Source organism: Desulfonatronum thiosulfatophilum (assembly GCF_900104215.1).
Classification (GTDB): Bacteria; Desulfobacterota; Desulfovibrionia; order Desulfovibrionales; family Desulfonatronaceae; genus Desulfonatronum; species Desulfonatronum thiosulfatophilum.
The window spans coordinates 48913-65259 of sequence record NZ_FMXO01000021.1; the positions used below are offsets into that span (position 1 = coordinate 48913).

The 16347-nt window shown below is 58.6% G+C and carries 13 protein-coding genes and 1 tRNA gene; 5 read left to right on the top strand and 9 right to left on the bottom strand.

The features are described from left to right. Positions 1–79 precede the first annotated feature (79 nt). The 4 genes from BLP93_RS15540 to BLP93_RS15555 form a co-directional block, all read right to left on the bottom strand. Entirely contained in the window at positions 80–1525 is a 1446-nt protein-coding gene (locus tag BLP93_RS15540; protein ID WP_208596668.1) for an efflux transporter outer membrane subunit, read from the bottom strand. Further along, complete coding sequence (locus tag BLP93_RS15545; RefSeq protein WP_092123672.1) at positions 1518–4661, bottom strand: efflux RND transporter permease subunit; 3144 nt, start codon at positions 4659–4661, stop codon at positions 1518–1520. Before BLP93_RS15545 ends, BLP93_RS15540 begins: the two co-directional genes overlap by 8 nt. Beyond that, positions 4661–5782, bottom strand: a complete 1122-nt coding sequence (locus BLP93_RS15550) for an efflux RND transporter periplasmic adaptor subunit (RefSeq protein ID WP_092123674.1) — start codon at positions 5780–5782, stop codon at positions 4661–4663. Before BLP93_RS15550 ends, BLP93_RS15545 begins: the two co-directional genes overlap by 1 nt. Positions 5783–5881: 99 nt before the next feature. Then, positions 5882–6340 (bottom strand): hypothetical protein, encoded by a 459-nt coding sequence (locus BLP93_RS15555; RefSeq protein WP_139163032.1) that lies wholly within the window; start codon positions 6338–6340, stop codon positions 5882–5884. A gap of 118 nt (positions 6341–6458) precedes the next feature. Between BLP93_RS15555 and BLP93_RS15565 the strand changes: the two genes are divergently transcribed. After that, positions 6459–8015 carry a sigma 54-interacting transcriptional regulator gene (locus tag BLP93_RS15565; RefSeq protein WP_092123680.1) on the top strand — a complete coding sequence of 519 codons (1557 nt, stop codon included), beginning with the start codon at positions 6459–6461 and terminating at the stop codon, positions 8013–8015. A 162-nt stretch (positions 8016–8177) separates the two neighbouring features. Here the strand turns inward: BLP93_RS15565 and BLP93_RS15570 are convergent, their stop codons facing one another. Both BLP93_RS15570 and BLP93_RS15575 read right to left on the bottom strand, forming a co-directional pair. Beyond that, a complete protein-coding gene (locus BLP93_RS15570) occupies positions 8178–8819 on the bottom strand; it encodes a YkgJ family cysteine cluster protein (RefSeq protein ID WP_139163033.1) in 642 nt (213 codons plus the stop codon). 164 nt (positions 8820–8983) lie between these two features. Continuing rightward, positions 8984–11566: a M16 family metallopeptidase gene (locus tag BLP93_RS15575; protein WP_092123684.1), complete on the bottom strand. Its 2583-nt coding sequence runs from the start codon at positions 11564–11566 to the stop codon at positions 8984–8986. A gap of 73 nt (positions 11567–11639) precedes the next feature. On the opposite strand from BLP93_RS15575, the gene BLP93_RS16950 reads away from it, so the two are divergent. Both BLP93_RS16950 and BLP93_RS15585 read left to right on the top strand, forming a co-directional pair. Continuing rightward, a complete protein-coding gene (locus BLP93_RS16950) occupies positions 11640–12209 on the top strand; it encodes a hypothetical protein (protein WP_153304291.1) in 570 nt (189 codons plus the stop codon). A gap of 495 nt (positions 12210–12704) precedes the next feature. Next, a tRNA-Phe gene (locus BLP93_RS15585) sits at positions 12705–12780 on the top strand. Between the two features lie 193 nt (positions 12781–12973). Here the strand turns inward: BLP93_RS15585 and BLP93_RS15590 are convergent. Then, positions 12974–13627, bottom strand: a complete 654-nt coding sequence (locus BLP93_RS15590) for a 3D domain-containing protein (RefSeq protein WP_092123688.1) — start codon at positions 13625–13627, stop codon at positions 12974–12976. 189 nt (positions 13628–13816) lie between these two features. Further along, positions 13817–14923 (bottom strand): recombination-associated protein RdgC, encoded by a 1107-nt coding sequence (rdgC, locus tag BLP93_RS15595; protein WP_092123690.1) that lies wholly within the window; start codon positions 14921–14923, stop codon positions 13817–13819. 33 nt (positions 14924–14956) lie between these two features. Here rdgC and BLP93_RS16955 point away from each other — a divergent pair, with 33 nt between their 5' ends. Continuing rightward, on the top strand, positions 14957–15109 hold the full coding sequence (locus BLP93_RS16955; RefSeq protein WP_153304292.1) for a hypothetical protein: 153 nt from the start codon (positions 14957–14959) through the stop codon (positions 15107–15109). Here the strand turns inward: BLP93_RS16955 and BLP93_RS15600 are convergent. Beyond that, positions 15088–15837, bottom strand: coding sequence for a sulfite exporter TauE/SafE family protein (locus BLP93_RS15600; protein ID WP_092123692.1), 750 nt, complete (start codon positions 15835–15837; stop codon positions 15088–15090). The two genes, BLP93_RS16955 and BLP93_RS15600, sit on opposite strands and share 22 nt — an antisense overlap. A 280-nt stretch (positions 15838–16117) precedes the next feature. Between BLP93_RS15600 and BLP93_RS16795 the strand changes: the two genes are divergently transcribed. Continuing rightward, positions 16118–16347, top strand: a 230-nt coding sequence (locus tag BLP93_RS16795; protein ID WP_139163034.1) for a transposase, incomplete at its 3' end; no start/stop codon positions are given.

Below are 16347 nucleotides of genomic sequence, written 5' to 3' on the forward strand. Positions count from 1 at the left end.
ACTGCGACGAAAACCTATCCGACGCAAAGGCGAAGAGCAACAGTTCCCGGAAATGATCCGTATAAACGCTCTGCGACCGCTACCCCCAACCTCCACCCAGTGCCTTGAACAGGGTTGCCGTTGCGGTGAGGCGGTCGCGGAGGGCGTTGTTCAGGTTTTGTTCCGCCGCGAGCCGTGACCGGTGCGCATCGAGGAACTCGATGAACCGGATCAGGCCCTGACGGTAGCGGATGTTCGCCAGTTCCTCGGTGCGCCGGGCAATGGCCAGCTGGCGGGAAACCGCCTCCACCTGGTCCATGGTGCTTTGATGCAGCACCAGCGCGTCGCGAACCTCGTTGAAGGCCAGGTTCACGGTTGCCACATATCCGGCCTCGGTCTGAAGGTATTGCGCCTGGGCGGTTTCCACCCGCGCTCTGTTCCGTCCGAAATCCAGCAGGGGGCCGGCGGCGCCGATGCCCAGATTCCAGACCTGTGCCGATGAACCGAAGAGATCATCGATCTCCAGGGCGTTCGCACCCAGCAGCGCTGCCAGATTCAACCGGGGCAGGCGCTGGGCCTGGGCGATCCCGATCCGGGCGGAGGCAGCTTGCAGGGACGCTTCCGCGGCCCGGATGTCCGGGCGGCGAAGCAGCAGTTCCGAGGGCAGAACCTGGGGGACGAGCTCGGGATTGCGGATTTGCGTCAGGTCTCGGGCGTCGTATTCGCGTTCAGCCATCAGCTCGGCCGGACTCAACCCGGTCAGAACGCCCAAGGCGCCTTCCAGCCTCCGGAGCTGTCCGATCCGCGGAGGAAGCAGGGCTCGGGTCGCTTCCAGTTCCGTCTCAGCCTGGCGCAGGATGAGTTCGTCGATCTCCCCATACCTGAACCGCACCGTTTGCAGACGATAGGTCTCCTCGAGAATGTTCAGGGCTTCCGAGGTGATGTCCAGTTCCCTCTGGGCCGCCTTTAAGTTGAAATAGGTGGCGACCACCTCGGTGATCACGCTCAGGCGCACGGCGTCATGGGTGAAACCGCTTTCCCGGAGCAGGGCTTCGGAAGCCTCGCGTTCCCTGGCTGCCCGGCCCCAGATGTCCACCTCATAGTTCAGAACGCCCGCCAGAGTGAAGAGATTGACCGTTGTTCCCTGGCTATGAGGTACGCCCGTGACGGCCCCGGACGCCCTTTGGCGGACGGCGTCGGCCTGGAAGCCGACGGTCGGGAACTGGTCGGCGGTGCTGAATCCCAGCCGCGCCCGGGCCTCCTGAATCCTGGCGGCCTGCATTCGGATGTCCAGATTGTCCGCCACGGCACGGTTCACCAGCTCATCCAGATCCGGATCGCCGAACTCCACCCACCATTGCCTCCAATCCTCACCTGCGTCGAGAACACTCCGCTCCTGAACATCCAGGACATCGTTCGGCGGCCATGCCGCGGGCAATTCCAGATCCGGGGCTCGGTAATGCGGACCAAGGGCGCAGCCGCTGAGAAGCAACGCCAGCAATGCCAGGAGTCCGTGGAAAAAACGGGACATGGTTCGGCTATTCATTGCAGACCTCTTTCTTGGGGCGGAGCATTTTTCGATTATGAAACCAGAACGAGGAATCATCCATCAGTTTGTAAAACAGGGGCACGAAGAGCAGGGCCAGCGAGCTGGCGAAGATCATGCCGCCCACGACCACCATGCCGATTTCCTGGCGGCTGTTGGCTCCCGCGCCGGTGGCGAAGACCAGAGGCAGGGAGCCGATGATGAAGGTCAACGCGGTCATCATGATCGCCCTGAATCGCTGCCGGGCCGCGGCCAGAGCCGCATCAAAGGCGCACAGGCCCTTTTCCTGCCGGTTCTGGGCCGCGAACTCCACGATCAGGATGGCGTTCTTCGCGGCCAGACCGATGAGCACCAGCAGTCCGATCTGGAAATAGATGTCATTGGGAAAACCGCGCCACAAGCCGAAAAGAGCCGCGCCCAGCACGCCAAAGGGCACGGCCGAAGCCACGGCAAAGGGCAGGGTCCAGCGTTCGTACTGGGCGGCCAGAATCAGGAATACCATCAGCAGGCCCAGCCCGAAGGCCAGTCCCCCTGCTCCGGCCGCCGCATCCAGCTGATAGGCTTCGCCGATCCAGCCGAGCTGCTTGTTGCGGTCGAGCATTTCCGCGGCGACCTCTTCCATGGCCTGTTTGGCCTGACCCGTGGTGTATCCAGGGGCGGGGTCGGCAAAGAATTTTGCCGCGACATTGCCGTTGAACCGGTTGATGATGTCCGGGCCGGGGCTGCGCTCCAGGGTGATCAGGGAACTCAAGGGAAGCATTTCCTCAAATTGCGAGCGTACGAAGACCCGGTTCAGGTCTTCCGGCCTGCTGCGGAATTCTCCCTCGGACTGCATGTTGACCTGCCAGTTGCGCCCGGCCAGGCTGAAGTCGTTGACGTACAGGGAGCCGAAGGTGCTCTGCATGACCTCGAAGACTTGGTTAATGGGCACTCCCATGGCCCGCGCCTTTTCCCGGTCCACCTGGGCATGATACCTTGGAATGGCGGTGTCCAGGGTGCTCCTGGCATTGACCAGTTCGGGTCGGGCATTGGCCGCGTTCATCAGACCCGTGGCCAGGGCCTCGATCTCCCGCGGCGAGGAGTCGTCCCGGATCTCCAGATAGCCCTGCACTCCGCCGGTCAGGGAGAGACCCTGGATAGGCGGCGGGGTGAAGGCCAGCACGTTGGCATCGGGAATCCCCATGCCCATGCCCATGATTTGCCCGGCCAGAGACATGGCGTCCTGGCCCGGAGCCGTGCGTTCGCGCCAGTCGGTCAAATTGGCGAAACCCAGGCCCATGTTGGGGCGCAGAGCGGAATCAAAGATGTCGAACCCGGCAATGGCGGTGAATTCCTGGATCTCGTCCAGTCCGGTCAGCATCGCGGTGGCGGTCCGGCGCACGGCTTCGGTCCGGGGCAGGGACGAACCCTGGGGCAGCTGATAGACAACCATGGCCACGCCCTGATCTTCCTGAGGCACTAGGCCGGAGGGCAGGAGAGATACGGAATAAACTGTACCTGCCATGACGCCGAGAAAGAGCAGGACGGCGATCACGGCATGGCGCAGCAGCTTGCCCACGGTCCAGACGTAAATGCCGGTGATTCCGTCGAACAGATAGTTGAACAGGGCGAAAGGGCGGGACGCCTTCCTCGTCTTGCGGTCCAGCAACAGCGCGCACATGGCCGGGGTCAGGGTCAGGGCCACGATCCCGGAAACCACCACGGAGACGGAAATGGTCACCGCGAACTGGCGGTAGAGTTCTCCGGTCATGCCCCCCAGAAAGGCCACGGGAACGAAGACCGCCACCAGGACCAAAGTCGAGGAAACCACGGCGCCGGAGACCTGCTTCATGGTCTCGATGGCCGCCTCTCTCGCGCGCATGTTCTGTTCACGCATCAGTCGGTCCACGTTTTCCAGGACGATGATGGCGTTGTCCACCACGATGCCGATGGAAAGCACCAGGCCGAACAAGGTGAGCAGGTTCACGGAAAAACCCAGGGCCATCATACCGGCAAAGGTGCCGATCAAAGAGACCGGAATCGCGGCGGCGGGAATCAGGGTGGCCCGAAATCGCTGCAGGAACAGGTATGTTACCAGAATCACCAGCGCCACGGCGATGAGCAGGGTGATCATCACCTCGCGAATAGAGATCTCCACGAATTCGGTGGTATCGTAAGCGATGGTGTAGTCCACGCCGGGTGGGAATCGCTGAGAGAGGCTGTCCAGGGTCGCTCGGACGCCGACGGCCGTATCCAGGGCGTTGGCTCCGGGCTGAAGATAGATGCCGATGGGCACCGCGGGCATGTCGTTATAGGTGGCGGAAAAGGCATAGTTCTGGGAGCCCAGCTCGGCCCGGGCAACGTCGCCCAGGCGCAGGACGGCTCCGTCCGCGTCGGAGCGCAGGATGATCCGCTCGAATTCCCGGGCATCGTTCAACTGTCCCGCGGTGGTCACGGCAAAGGTGAAGGCCTGTCCTTCCGGGGCGGGCTGCGCGCCGAGCTGTCCGGCGGCGAACTGGGCGTTCTGTTCGCGGATGGCCGCGGCCACGTCCGAGGGAATGAGGTCGTACTGGGCCATCTTTTCCGGATTGAGCCAGATGCGCATGGAATAGTCCTGGGAGCCGAACAGGGAGGCCTCGCCCACTCCGGGCAGGCGCACCAGTTCGTCCAGCACGTTGAGCAGCGCATAGTTGCTGATGAACAGCGTGCTTTCTTCGCCGCCCGGCGAGTACAGCACCGGGACCATCAGGATATTCGTGGACCGTGCTTCCACGCGCACGCCAAGATCCCGGACCCGTTGCGGCAGTCGGAACAGAGCCGCCTGGACCCGGTTGTTGACGTTGATGGCCGCCACATCGGGGTCCGTGCCCATCTGGAAGGAGACAGTGATGCGCAGGCTGCCGGCATCCGTGGCGCTGGATTCCATGTAGATCATGCTGTCCACGCCGTTGATTTCCTGTTCCAGGGGCGCGGCCACGGAGGCGGCGACGACTTCGGCGCTGGCTCCCGGATACATGGCCGTGACCACGATCTGGGGCGGCACCACGTCCGGATATTGCTCCACCGGCAGCATGCGCAGGGCCGCGGCCCCGGCCATGACAATGATGATGGAGATGACCGAGGCGAAAATCGGCCGATCGATGAAGAAGCGAAACATTACTGGGCCTCCCCGCCGATGATGTTGACGGGCGCGCCCTCGCGCAGGGCCACCTGGCCGCTGATCACAACCCGGTCGCCGCTCCGCAGGCCGTCCAGGACCACCTGCCGACCATCGATCACCGGACCGAGGCGAACCGGACGAACCCGGGCCGTGTCCTGTGCATCGACGATAAAGAGATGCGTGGTTTCCCTGCCCTGGCCAATGGCGCTTTCAGGCACGAGAAAAACACGTTCAAGATGCTGCAGGGCCATCTGAACCCGGACGAATTGGCCGGGGATCAGATTCTGGTCCGGATTGGCGAAAACAGCGCGAACAGCCACGGTGCCGGTCCGGGCGTCGATGGTGCCGGCGGTGAAGTCGATCTCTCCGGACACGGGATGCAATCCGCCGCCTGGGAGAAGCAGGTTTACCTGTCCACGATTCTCACCGCTTCCATTGAGCAGAGACGCATCGTTTTCGGGCATGGAAAAACGGACATGGACCGGGTCGTGCTGCGTGATGGTGGTCAACAAGCCGCCCCATTCAATGAGATTGCCCTCGGACAGGCTTTCCATGTCCGTCAGGCCGCCGACGGGGGCGCGGACTTCGGTGTAGCCGAGGTTGCGCCGGGCGTCGGCCACGGCCACCTCGGCCTGGGCGAATCGTGCCTGGGCGCGTTCAAGCTCGGTCATGGCCCGGTCCCGCTCCAGTTCGCTTACCGCGGCCTCGGCGTACAGCGCCGAGTATCTGTTCCATTCCCGCTGGGCATGGTTCAGGTTGGCCTGGGCGTCGGCCAGATCAGCCTCGGCTCGGCGCAAGGCGATTTCATATCGCTCCGGATCGATCCGGAACAGCAGTTCACCCTGGTTGACCATCCTCCCTTCCTGGTAATGACGTTCCCGAAGGATGCCCTCGACCCTGGCCCGGACCTGAACCTGCCGCGAGCCATGGACTCGGGCGGGATAATCCCGCATCACGTCAACGTCCTGCACCTGGGCGTGGATGATCACGACCGGCGCGGGAGGCATCTGACGCTGCGCGGTTTCAGACGTTTCACCGCAGCCCCCGAGCCCGAGGGCCAGCAGCACAAGCACTATCACGGCAGCACCAAGCCGAATGGAACAAACACCTCTTTGCATCAACCCCTCCGTTGCTCACACATCTTATGTTGAACCCAATGCCGCGGCGTTCGCGCTATACGGCATTCTCCAAACTCCGACTTCCTGAATGCCGTCTCCTCAACCCGGCTCCTGCCCTTTGTCCGCCGTCTCTTTCGCCACCTTGGTCCAGTGCGTATGGGAGACCCAGCCGAAGCGAGAAAAAATGTCGGCAATTCTCAAACCCTGCTCCGAGAATCCCTCTCTTTCCGGTACCGGACCTTGATGCAACAGGATCACGATGTCCCCCTCACGTTCCACGCAGGTCCACACCTCAAGTGAATCCGCGGTTTCAATGCCGCAAGGAAGCAATTCCCGCGCGGATTGCAATGCATTGAGTTCTTGTTCGTTGTTCAATGGACTGACATAAATGATTTCCATACATAATCCCGCTATTGCAGCTGTTTTTTTTAGATTCCAGATTATCGCAAACAATGATGAATTGGCCCAACACCGCAGGTCAGATTGAAAATTGTCAGATCCTTCGGTCTGACGTGCATCTACATCTTTAACATGAATCGTGCCAAAAAAATAACCCATGAAATCGGATTGTTAAAAAAGATAACAAACGCAAAAGTCTTATTTGACATTCAAGTAGCGTCAAATATGATAGTGATGGGGTTTTTGTTCAAATATGACGCTCAGGGAGAGAAAAGGAATGGATGAGAATGTCTTTTTCCGGGAGGCCACGCTGCGGATCTGCAGCAGTCTGAATCTGCAGCGGGCCATGGAACGGACTCTGGAATACATTAGCGGGTACATCCCCGCGGATTCGCTGCAGATCGGGCTCTTCGACCCGGACCTGCGGGTGCTGCGGTCCATTGTTCGAATTCGCCCGGACAACTGGCCGGATCTGCATACCACCATCCCGGTTCCGGAAGGAGCCATGGCCAATGTTCTCCGGCAGTGGCGATCCGAACCCAGCTTCGAGGTGATCAACGACTGGCGCGGCAGGGAGCCGGATATCCTGCCGTTGCTGAGGATGATCTGGCCGGAGGACGTTTCGCTGCTGCGAACCGACCTCGCTTTGGAATCGCGGCGGATCGGCATCCTGGTGCTGGGCGTTCAAGGCCGCAACCGCTATGAGGAAGACCATGCCCGGCTGATGAACACGCTTAATGAACCCTTCGCCATTGCCGTGGCCAATGCGCTTCAATACCAGGAAGTCGTCCGGCTCAAGGAAATGCTCGAGGACGACAACCGGTATCTGTCCACGGAACTGCGCAATGTTGCCGGAGACAGGATCATCGGCGCGGATCTGGGATTGCGGGAAGTGATGCAGCTGGTCCGTCAGGTGGGCCCGCTGGAAAGCCCGGTGCTGCTGCTGGGCGAAACCGGTACGGGCAAGGAACTGCTGGCCCATGCCCTGCACATGGTCTCGCCGCGGCACAAGGGGCCTTTCGTGAAGGTCAACTGCGGCGGTCTGCCGGAGAGTCTGCTGGACAGCGAACTGTTCGGCCATGAAAAAGGGGCCTTCACCGGCGCCCTGGCCCTGAAGCGCGGTCGGTTCGAGCGGGCTCAGGAAGGAACCATCTTTCTGGATGAAATCGGCGAACTCAGCCCCGGGGCCCAGGTCAAGCTGCTGCGGGTGCTGCAGCAACGGGAGATCGAACGGGTCGGCGGGACACAGACCATATCCGTGGACGTGCGGATCGTCAGCGCCACGCACCGCAATCTGGAGCAGATGGTGCGTGACGGAACGTTTCGCGAGGATCTCTGGTTCCGGTTGAACGTCTTCCCGATCATGATCCCGCCCCTGCGCCATCGGCCCCAGGACATCCCGGCCCTGCTGGACTACATCGTCTCCAAAAAGTGCCGGGAAATGAAGATCGCCCGCAAGGTCCGCCTCGCGTCAGGGACCATGGACCGGCTCAAACAGCATGGCTGGCCGGGCAACGTGCGGGAACTGCAGAATCTCGTGGAACGTTCCCTGATTCACTGTCAGTCCATTCGCCCCGATTCCGGCGATTTGATCCTGGAGCTGCATCCTTCGGGACCTGTTTCGGCAAGACCGGATTCCGGCGTGGATCAGGAGGAGATTGTACCCTTTGATCTGGCCGTGTCCCGGATGATCACCAGGACACTGGAACGAACCGACGGAAGAATCATCGGCCCACGCGGGGCAGCCCAATTGCTGGGGCTTCACCCCAGTACGCTGCGGGGCAAGATGCGGAAGCTGAACATCCTTGCGGAGCGGAGGAAAAGGGGAAATTAAGGAGAGGGTTTCGTCTACAAGAAGGTAAATGGAAATCCACAGGCTGTTCAAAAACCCCGATGGCAAGGCGCAAAAAAACTTCAAGACCGAAGCGTATTCATCATACGTGAAGGTTTGCCGTTGTTGCGGCAACAAAGTCAGCGGGGATTTTTCAACAGCCTGTCAGCGGTGCTCCAGATCCAGCCAACGGCGCAAACCCCGGACGACCTGGTCCAGGGGCCGGCCCAGAAGAAAGGGGAGCACGTCCGGCGCTGCCCCGGTGCGCTTCGGAATAAGCGAACGCAGCGCGGCATCGAACGCCGCGGCCTGGCGAAGCTCTTCGGATACATTCGCATGATTCGAGCGAAGGAGCTCCAGAAGCGCCGGGACGGAGCAGCGCTCTTCATGGATGCGGATCAGTTCGCCCAGAGCGCTGTCCGGGGCCAGAAGATCAAACCTCCCGATGCGCGGCTGGGCGCTTGTCGCGGCCAGATCAGCGGTGTCCCAGCATTTCAGGGCGAGGCATTCATCCGGCTTGGCGGGATGAATGGCGCACCGACCGAATGATGAAGAACCGAACGCGGCGCTGTAAAAACGACAACCCGTCCCCCGTTCTACGGAGCGGATCTTGATGCATTCGGCCTCCAGCAACACGACCTGGTCCCTGATCTGATCGTGGACCGGCTCCCCGATGCGCAAGGTATAAAGATCCTCCTTGCCCAGGACCTTGTCGCGCAAGAGCACCAGGTCCGCCTCGTGCAGGGCCGGACCGCCCTTGACGCAGCAGGTTCCGCAGCGACGGCAGGCTGAAATCATGTGGCTCATGAGGTCGGCATCAAAGATGTTCGCATGGGCTCCGGATGGAGCGAAGCATCGGGTTCAGGCATCTGACTCTGACCGGCAACTTCCCTGCTTGTTCTTTTCATGTTCCGGAGCGAGGAGCGTGAGGCATCTGGTGTTCAGTTGCAGCGGGAAATGTTCGGCCTGGCCTACGGCTGGACCCTGACCAGGTATGCCTTGTCCCATTGCAAATATTCCTGGATCAACGATGCCAGGTCCTGAATGGTCAACCGGCGTGCCTGCTCGATGAGCTTCAGAGAGTGGTCCATCTCGAAGCCCCGGGCGATCTCTTCGGCAGTTTCATGGGATCTGACGATCAAGCGTTGCCGATTGCGCTGGTAATCGCCCCAGAGCAAATTCTTAGCCCGCTCCAGTTCCGACTCTGGCTGTTCATTGTCGAACAGATGTTGGACCACGTCTTGAAATCCCTGGACCGCGACCGCCTCTTTTTCCGGAGACGTGCCAATGTAGAAGGCCATGAACCCGGCATGGGTTTCCTGCCAGAGAAATGCGGTCACGGAGTATGCCAACCCTTGGACATCCCGCAACTCGCGAAACAGGATGCCGGATTGACCTGCCAGGACTTCCCGCAGCACGTTCAATCCCGGGGTGTGCGCATGGCCGAGACCCGGAACGGGGAAGATCACCAGGATATGGCTTTGATTGCGATCCTTGAGCTGGAGCAGCATCTCTCGTTCCAGGCCCCAGCGTGGAGGCTGAGGAACCGGAGCGGCCATGGCGTCGGGGCGGGCAAGGGTTTCGGCAAAAGCGCGAACGGCATCGCGGTCATAGTCCCCGCTGACGGCAAGGACCCAGGAACGATCTTTCTGCCGATTCCAAAAAGACATGACCTGTTCCCGCTCAACGGCCTCAATCCCCTGAATCGTGCCGGACCGCTGATAGCCGTAGGGATGTTCGGGAAAAAGAAAGGGGAAGGTCTGCCGGAGGGCCAACCCCACGGCATTGTCTTCAGTGCGCGCAATGGCCGCGGACTGTTCCTGTTTGGCCCTGGCCAGCTCCTCCGGCAACCAGGCCGGTTCGTGGATCAGTTCCTGCAGAAAGGGCAGCATTTCCGTACTGAATCTGCTGGGGAAATGGACGTTGAGATGAAGATGTTCCAGTCCAGCACCGGCGCTCAATCGGGCCGCCCGATCCGCCAGGAAATCCTGAAGCTGCACCGCGGTCTTGGAGCGCGTCCCCTTGGTCCAGACCCGGGCTGTCAGTTCGGAAAGTCCCTGCTCGCCGGGCCTGAGCAACAAATCCCCTCCGTTCCAGGTCATCGACAGAGCCGTATAGGGGAGGGATGCATCCGGAAGCATAATCAGAGTGCGTCCCGGGGCGAGATGGATCACTTCCCGCTCCGCCTGCGTGGCGGCGGAATGAACGTGCGCTTTGGGCGATTCCTGCAACGACCATTTCTCTTCCAGAATCCGGGTCAGCTCCGAAGTCTCCAGTTCCGCGGGCCTTGGTGTGAATACGGAGCCGACAAGTCCTTGTGGACGGATGTAGGAGCGGATCATGTCCCGCAGTTGTTCGGCGTCAATGGTGCGGATCAGGTGCAGATATGCCTGCTCGGCATTGAACGTGTATTCGTGGAACTGAAAATGGCCCAGTTTGGAGGCCAGGCCGGAAAACGTCTCCTTGGATTGAAACAGGCTGTCTTCCATGTTCAGCTTGGCCCGGTTCAGCGCCTCTGGAGGGAATGCGGTGATGTCCAGCCTGCCGAGCATTTCATGCAGTCCCGTCCAGAGCCGGGTGATATTTTGGGGATCCAGCCTGGCCTGAATGAAGAACATCCCGACTTGATCCAGGGTGGTGGCCGAGGCGGAAATCACATCCACGATGCCTTGCTCATACTTGAAGGTACGGTACAGCAAGGATGTTCTGTCGCCGCCGAGCATCTGCGCCAGGACGTCCAAACCAACGCTGTGGACGTCCCGCAAACCCGGGATGGGGATCGCCAGGGAGACGTAGGCCTTCTGCCATGGTCCCTGCTCGACTTGGACGACCGGTGGACGGATGACCGAAGCCTGGGGAAGGGAGACGGCGGAGCGAGTTCCGCCATGATTAAGCAACCCGCCGAAAAAGGCTTCCACCTGTCCGAGCACCTGATCCAGCCGGATATCTCCGCACAGGACCAGCAACATGTTCGCGGGCTGGTACCGGTCTCGGATATACTCCAGGATGTCATCACGGGTAATGCTCCCCACGGTTTCCGGATATCCGATAATGGGTCGGGCATAGGGAGAATCCGCCCATATGCTTCCCTGAATGGACTTGAAAATCCGGCGGTGCGGGTCGTCGTCGCCCTGCTCCATCTCTGACAGAATCACTTGGCGTTCCGATTCCAGTTCGTCCGGGTCAATGGTCGCGTTGAAGATCATGTCCTGCAGCACATCCAGCCCCAAAGCCCAATGCTTCGCCGGAAGATCGATGATGTATGTTGTCGCATCAAAGCCGGTGGCCGCATTCAATTCCCCGCCGACGGACTCGATTTCTGACGCAGCCCGACCTTTGCCACGTCTGGCCGTGCCCTTGAAGACCATGTGCTCCAACATGTGGCTGATTCCAGCCTGTTCCGGCAGTTCATGGGCAGAGCCGGCCCGGACGAACAGGCGGATCGCGACAAGGGGGAATCGGCTATCTTCATGGACGAGCACGTTCAAGCCGTTGGAGAGAGCGGCAACCTGGGTTTGATGGGAATGATCGAAGGGGCTTGGGCGTTGCGCCATGAACGTCTCCTGGAATCTGGATAAAAAATTGGATTACGGGCCCATCAAAGCATGATGGAACAGCAAGGCGGAAGTGGATAAAGCCAATCCGGGTCGGGCCGGACTTTATCCACGCAAGGCTGTTTTGGGAATGGCCGAAAGAAGTGATCGCCGGGCAAGGCTGCGTTGGCCAAGGTTGATGCAACGTGGGCCTAAAGATGCCGAGCGATTTTTTTCATTGAAAAAAGGCACAGACGGAGAGCGCCTGTGCCTTTTGAAACCGCAAAAAAAAGAAGAATCAGGACTTGCAAACTCCTCCGATCTGGCAGTAGGCACGGATGAAATCGGCTACATGAACGCCCAGATGGACGCATTCAACCCCCTGCATGCATTTTTCCGCATCTTCCTCTTCGATATGGGTTATTTGTTCATGGCCGTCCTTGCGCAATTTCACCAGCCAAGCTTTCTTGTTCTCATCGAATTCAGCGGACATGTCGACGCCGCTTTTTTCCAGCTCCGGATAGAATTCAGAAATTTTCGCCAGCAATGCCTTGGGATCAACGCTCATGATTCCTCCTTGAAAAGGTTTCAAATAAGCCACGCAACTACCCTTGTTTACGTCTGCAACCAATGTAAGTTTCTTGAATCACCTAGTCAAATTTAGGTTCAATCAGCATTATGAATGTTTGAACGGCGCGACTTATCCTGAGGGCTGAGCGGAGGAACAATTCCCTTCTGGCTAAAATCGGGGCCGTGGCCGACACCTTTGACGCAGTTCCGGATCTAGATGCGTTCCGGCAATCTCAAATCCCTGGAACAAACTTTTCCTGAATTCAGCGAGGAACCGTCCTATAGCGGGGCACTCCGCGGCTCCATGCGTAAAGCGGCTTGACCCAGCTTGTGCCACGCCTTTCATCGCCGGGAAAGGTTGCGCAGGTCACGAGCCAGCCGGTCGACGACCTCGGCTCCCCAGCCCTGCTTGGCCTGCTGGGTCAGAATATCGCGGCTGATTTGCCCGTAGAGTATCTTTTCATCGGAGCCTCAATCACGGTCTGCTTTCGGCCCACTATCTGAATGAAATGAAACACTATTTATTATCCGGAAGAAAAAGCCTTGCCAACCGCAAACCTTTTGGCTATACATCCAATCTTTCGTTCACGCCGAGGTAGCTCAGTCGGTAGAGCAGGGGACTGAAAATCCCCGTGTCGGCAGTTCAATTCTGTCCCTCGGCACCAGAAAAAATTAAAGGATTTACGACATTGTCGTAAATCCTTTTTTTATTGCCGACAAAATTCCCCCCGCCCTTGCACTCTCGGCTTGTTCAATTGGACTTGAAACAAAGCCCTCTGGCCATGGCCTCCGCCATTCTTTTCAGGTGATCCTCGTTTTCTCTGGGCTGCACGTAATAATATTCAGGAGGCGAAGCTCCTAATGCTCCCATGGAGAGAGAGGAAGATCGTCTTCCATAAGCTCGATAATGTTGCTCTCTAAGGGGTTGTCCTGAATAAGGGGCTCGATGAGGGTGACCAGCACATTGCGCTTGACTCCGATGGACATTGCCATTTCCACGTCGGGCACGAGAATGTCTATTGATCTGGTGTAACGGGCATTCATCAGATCGCTGACCATACGCACTCCGAAACCCTCAATGTAGACCCGCTTGCCCAACCAACCGCGGAGGTCGTGGGAGACGGCAACGGTCCAGCCAGGTCTGGGCGTCTGCATGATCGCGGTGTGTTCCACGTCGTCGTTGGTCTCCTCGGGTCGTGCCGTGTACGCGGACAACCGCAACCGATGCGTGTTGGCCTCCTTGTATCCCGCCAGCACGTTCTTGAGTTCCTCAATCTCTTCCAGGGCCTGCTGGAGGTGGGCGGTAGGACTGTTCCCTTCGCGATAGCCGTCCAGGATTATACGCAAGATCATGATTTCATCTCGGGCCTTGAGCAACTCCAGGTTGTTCAGCTCTACACAACCTGTGTTTTTGTCGCCGTCGAGCTGGGTGCCATCGCTGACGACGACCTTGAGGACAAGGGAGAGGTTCAGCAGAGTTAATAAAATAATTATCGGCACCGTGAGACGCATGCTTTTCTTTCCAATTTACGGTCAGGAAACGGGACAACAATGTGGTGAGACGGTGATGGGCGGGTTGGGTTTTCTCAAGGAAACCGGAAAACCTATGCTACCGGATCAGTTGCAGGCCGGCAATTCGTTGAAATGGCCTGGATGAAGCCTCCAAGCGGCAGATCCAGGCCATGGCGCTGCTATGAATTATCAAGGGATTCTATGATCTGAGCGGGGAGCATCTTCTCTGCTCGGAGCAATGCTTTGGGCCCAGGCCACAATTTCATTTTCCAACGCCGGGGTCCAGGTGGTCAGGAACTCTCGGTAGAGATCGTCCCACATCTGGAAAAAACGCTCGATCAGAAAGAACTTTTCTAAAAACAGACCATCGGCGTCTTCCTTGTCCTGAACGTCCACCTTGGGTGTTTTAACCGTGATTTCGAAACCGGCAGTTACCCCGGTGGTCCAGGATTCCTGCGTGGATTCGTCGTTCAGGATCAGTGTTGCCGCGGAAATGCGCTTTGCATCGGCCATGGCGATGAGCAGCTCGCCCATGGGATCGCCCTGCCAGCCGGAGACGGTGCATTTCTCCATGCTCTCGCCCACGAGCTTTTCCAGGGCCACCTTGCCGCCGCTGTCCAGATGCACGCCGTTGATGGATTCGCCTGCCACCGCTGTTTTCAGCAAGTGGGCCAGGAAGAGCGCCGGAACGGTGGGCGGCAAGGGCACGTCAAAGGCGTCGATTCCGGCCTCGAAGACCTCCTCGGCCCTCTTTTGGCCTGCCAGACGTCTCGCAAGCCAGGCCGGGGTCAAGCGCTCCAGTTCCATCCCGAAGGTCTTTTCGAACAGCTCGCTGACCGTCTCCAGAGCGAACTTGTTGTTGGAAAACACGTACAGCAAGCCCTCCTGAGGCGCGTGCACCAGATCCACCACCCGGGGCTCGGGCGGGGTCTTGGTCAGCAGGTACAGCTTTGTCTGATCCTTGATTTCCTGACGCCGGTCCTTGGATAAGGCCTTGCCTTCCCGCTCTGATTCCTCGGCGATTCGTTTTTTAACCAGACGGCTCAAGACGGCGGGTTTGATCTTGCGGGTGTCGATACGCAAGGACCAGCCATTCAGCGCCCCTCGCTCAACGGGCGAACGTTCGAAGGCCGTGTCGTCCATGTCGTCGATGGACGTCCAGCCAAAGGACAGCTCCTCGGCCGTGTCCTCGATGTCCTGAAAAGAAAAGGCTGTAAGCTGTTCCTTGAGGTCCGAAACCTCCAGCTTGCCCACTGTGAACCTGGCCACCTGCGTCGATGTGCTCCAAAAACCCATTTATGCTCCTTGTCGTTGAATCTTGTTGTTGTAATGGTTCAATCTGACTTGATCCCGAAAGCCCGACAGGTTCACGCCCGCATCGAGGTTGGGATTGAACAGGAAGAGGCGCAATTCGTCCATGCCGTCATTGCACCCGGCGCTGTCGGGAAAAAGGTCGGCGTTTATCCCATGATGACCTGGTGAAGCAAGTTTGCGCTCAGAACAAGAAGAACCAGGCCGAAGAGGATGCGGATGGCGCGGCCTTGAAGCCTTTGGATCATGATCCTGGAGCCGATCTGGCCGCCGGCAATGGCGAGCAGGGAAGCCGTGAGGATGAACCTCCAGTCGGGAGCAGCCAGGCTCGCATGGGCAAGAAATCCCGAAAACGAGGAAAAGCAGACGATGAACGCCGAAGATGCCGCGGCAATCTTCGTGTCGATCTTGAGGACGTATATCAGCAGAGGCACCACGAAAATCCCGCCGCCGATACCCAGCAAGCCCGCCAGAAAACCGATCACGATGCCGATCAACGCACCCAGGAAGGCCTTTCGCAACGAGCTTACTTTTTCCTGGTGCGGCGTGACCTTGGCGACGAAAAGCATCCGCAGGGCCGCCAGAAAAAGAATCCCGGACATTACCGTGAGAAATAAATGGGTGGGCAGGTGGTGGGTCAGAAGCGCGCCCATTGGAGCAGCCAGGACGGAGCCGCCGATCAGGGGCACGGAAACGGGAATGTCCACTAGGCCGTTGCGCATGTAGACGAAGGCGGCGGAAAGCGCGGCCAATCCGTTGAGCAGCAACGAGGCGCTGACGGCCTGGGTCTGGGGCATGCCCAAGAGCAGGAATGCCGGAGAAAAGATAAGTCCTCCGCCCAGTCCGATCATCGTCAGCATCAAGGCCGCAAAGAAGACAATAGCGTATGCGAAAATCATCCAATGATTCCAGTAAATATCTGAAAGGATTGCCTGCTTAGCACGTTCTGTTTCCTAATATGTGAACCCGTATCCCGGTGCGAGGCTTTACTTTTCGGCAAATACGTGCCGCATTGGCGTGCGTCGAGTCTGTGGGTTTTCCGCTATCTAGTCTGCCCTGAAAATAGATCAACTATTTAAAATTGTTTGACATTTTTTCTATTTCGTAGTACATTTTCAACCAGTTACTGCAGTATTTCTGTAATAAGCCGGTCGAAAAATCACTGATTTTGGAGTGACTATGAAGGCGAAAAAGAAAAATTGTAATCAAGGCAACTTCCTCTATCCGGATTTGTTGAAACAACTCAATCCCCATCATTCTCTGCTTCAACTGGCTAAACAGATCCCTTGGCAGCACTTCGATGATGAGTTTACGGTTTACTACAGCGAGAAAGGGCGCCCAGCAAAACCAATCCGGCTCATGGTCGGGTTGATGATCCTCAAGCAATTGGAAAACTTGAGCGATGAGCG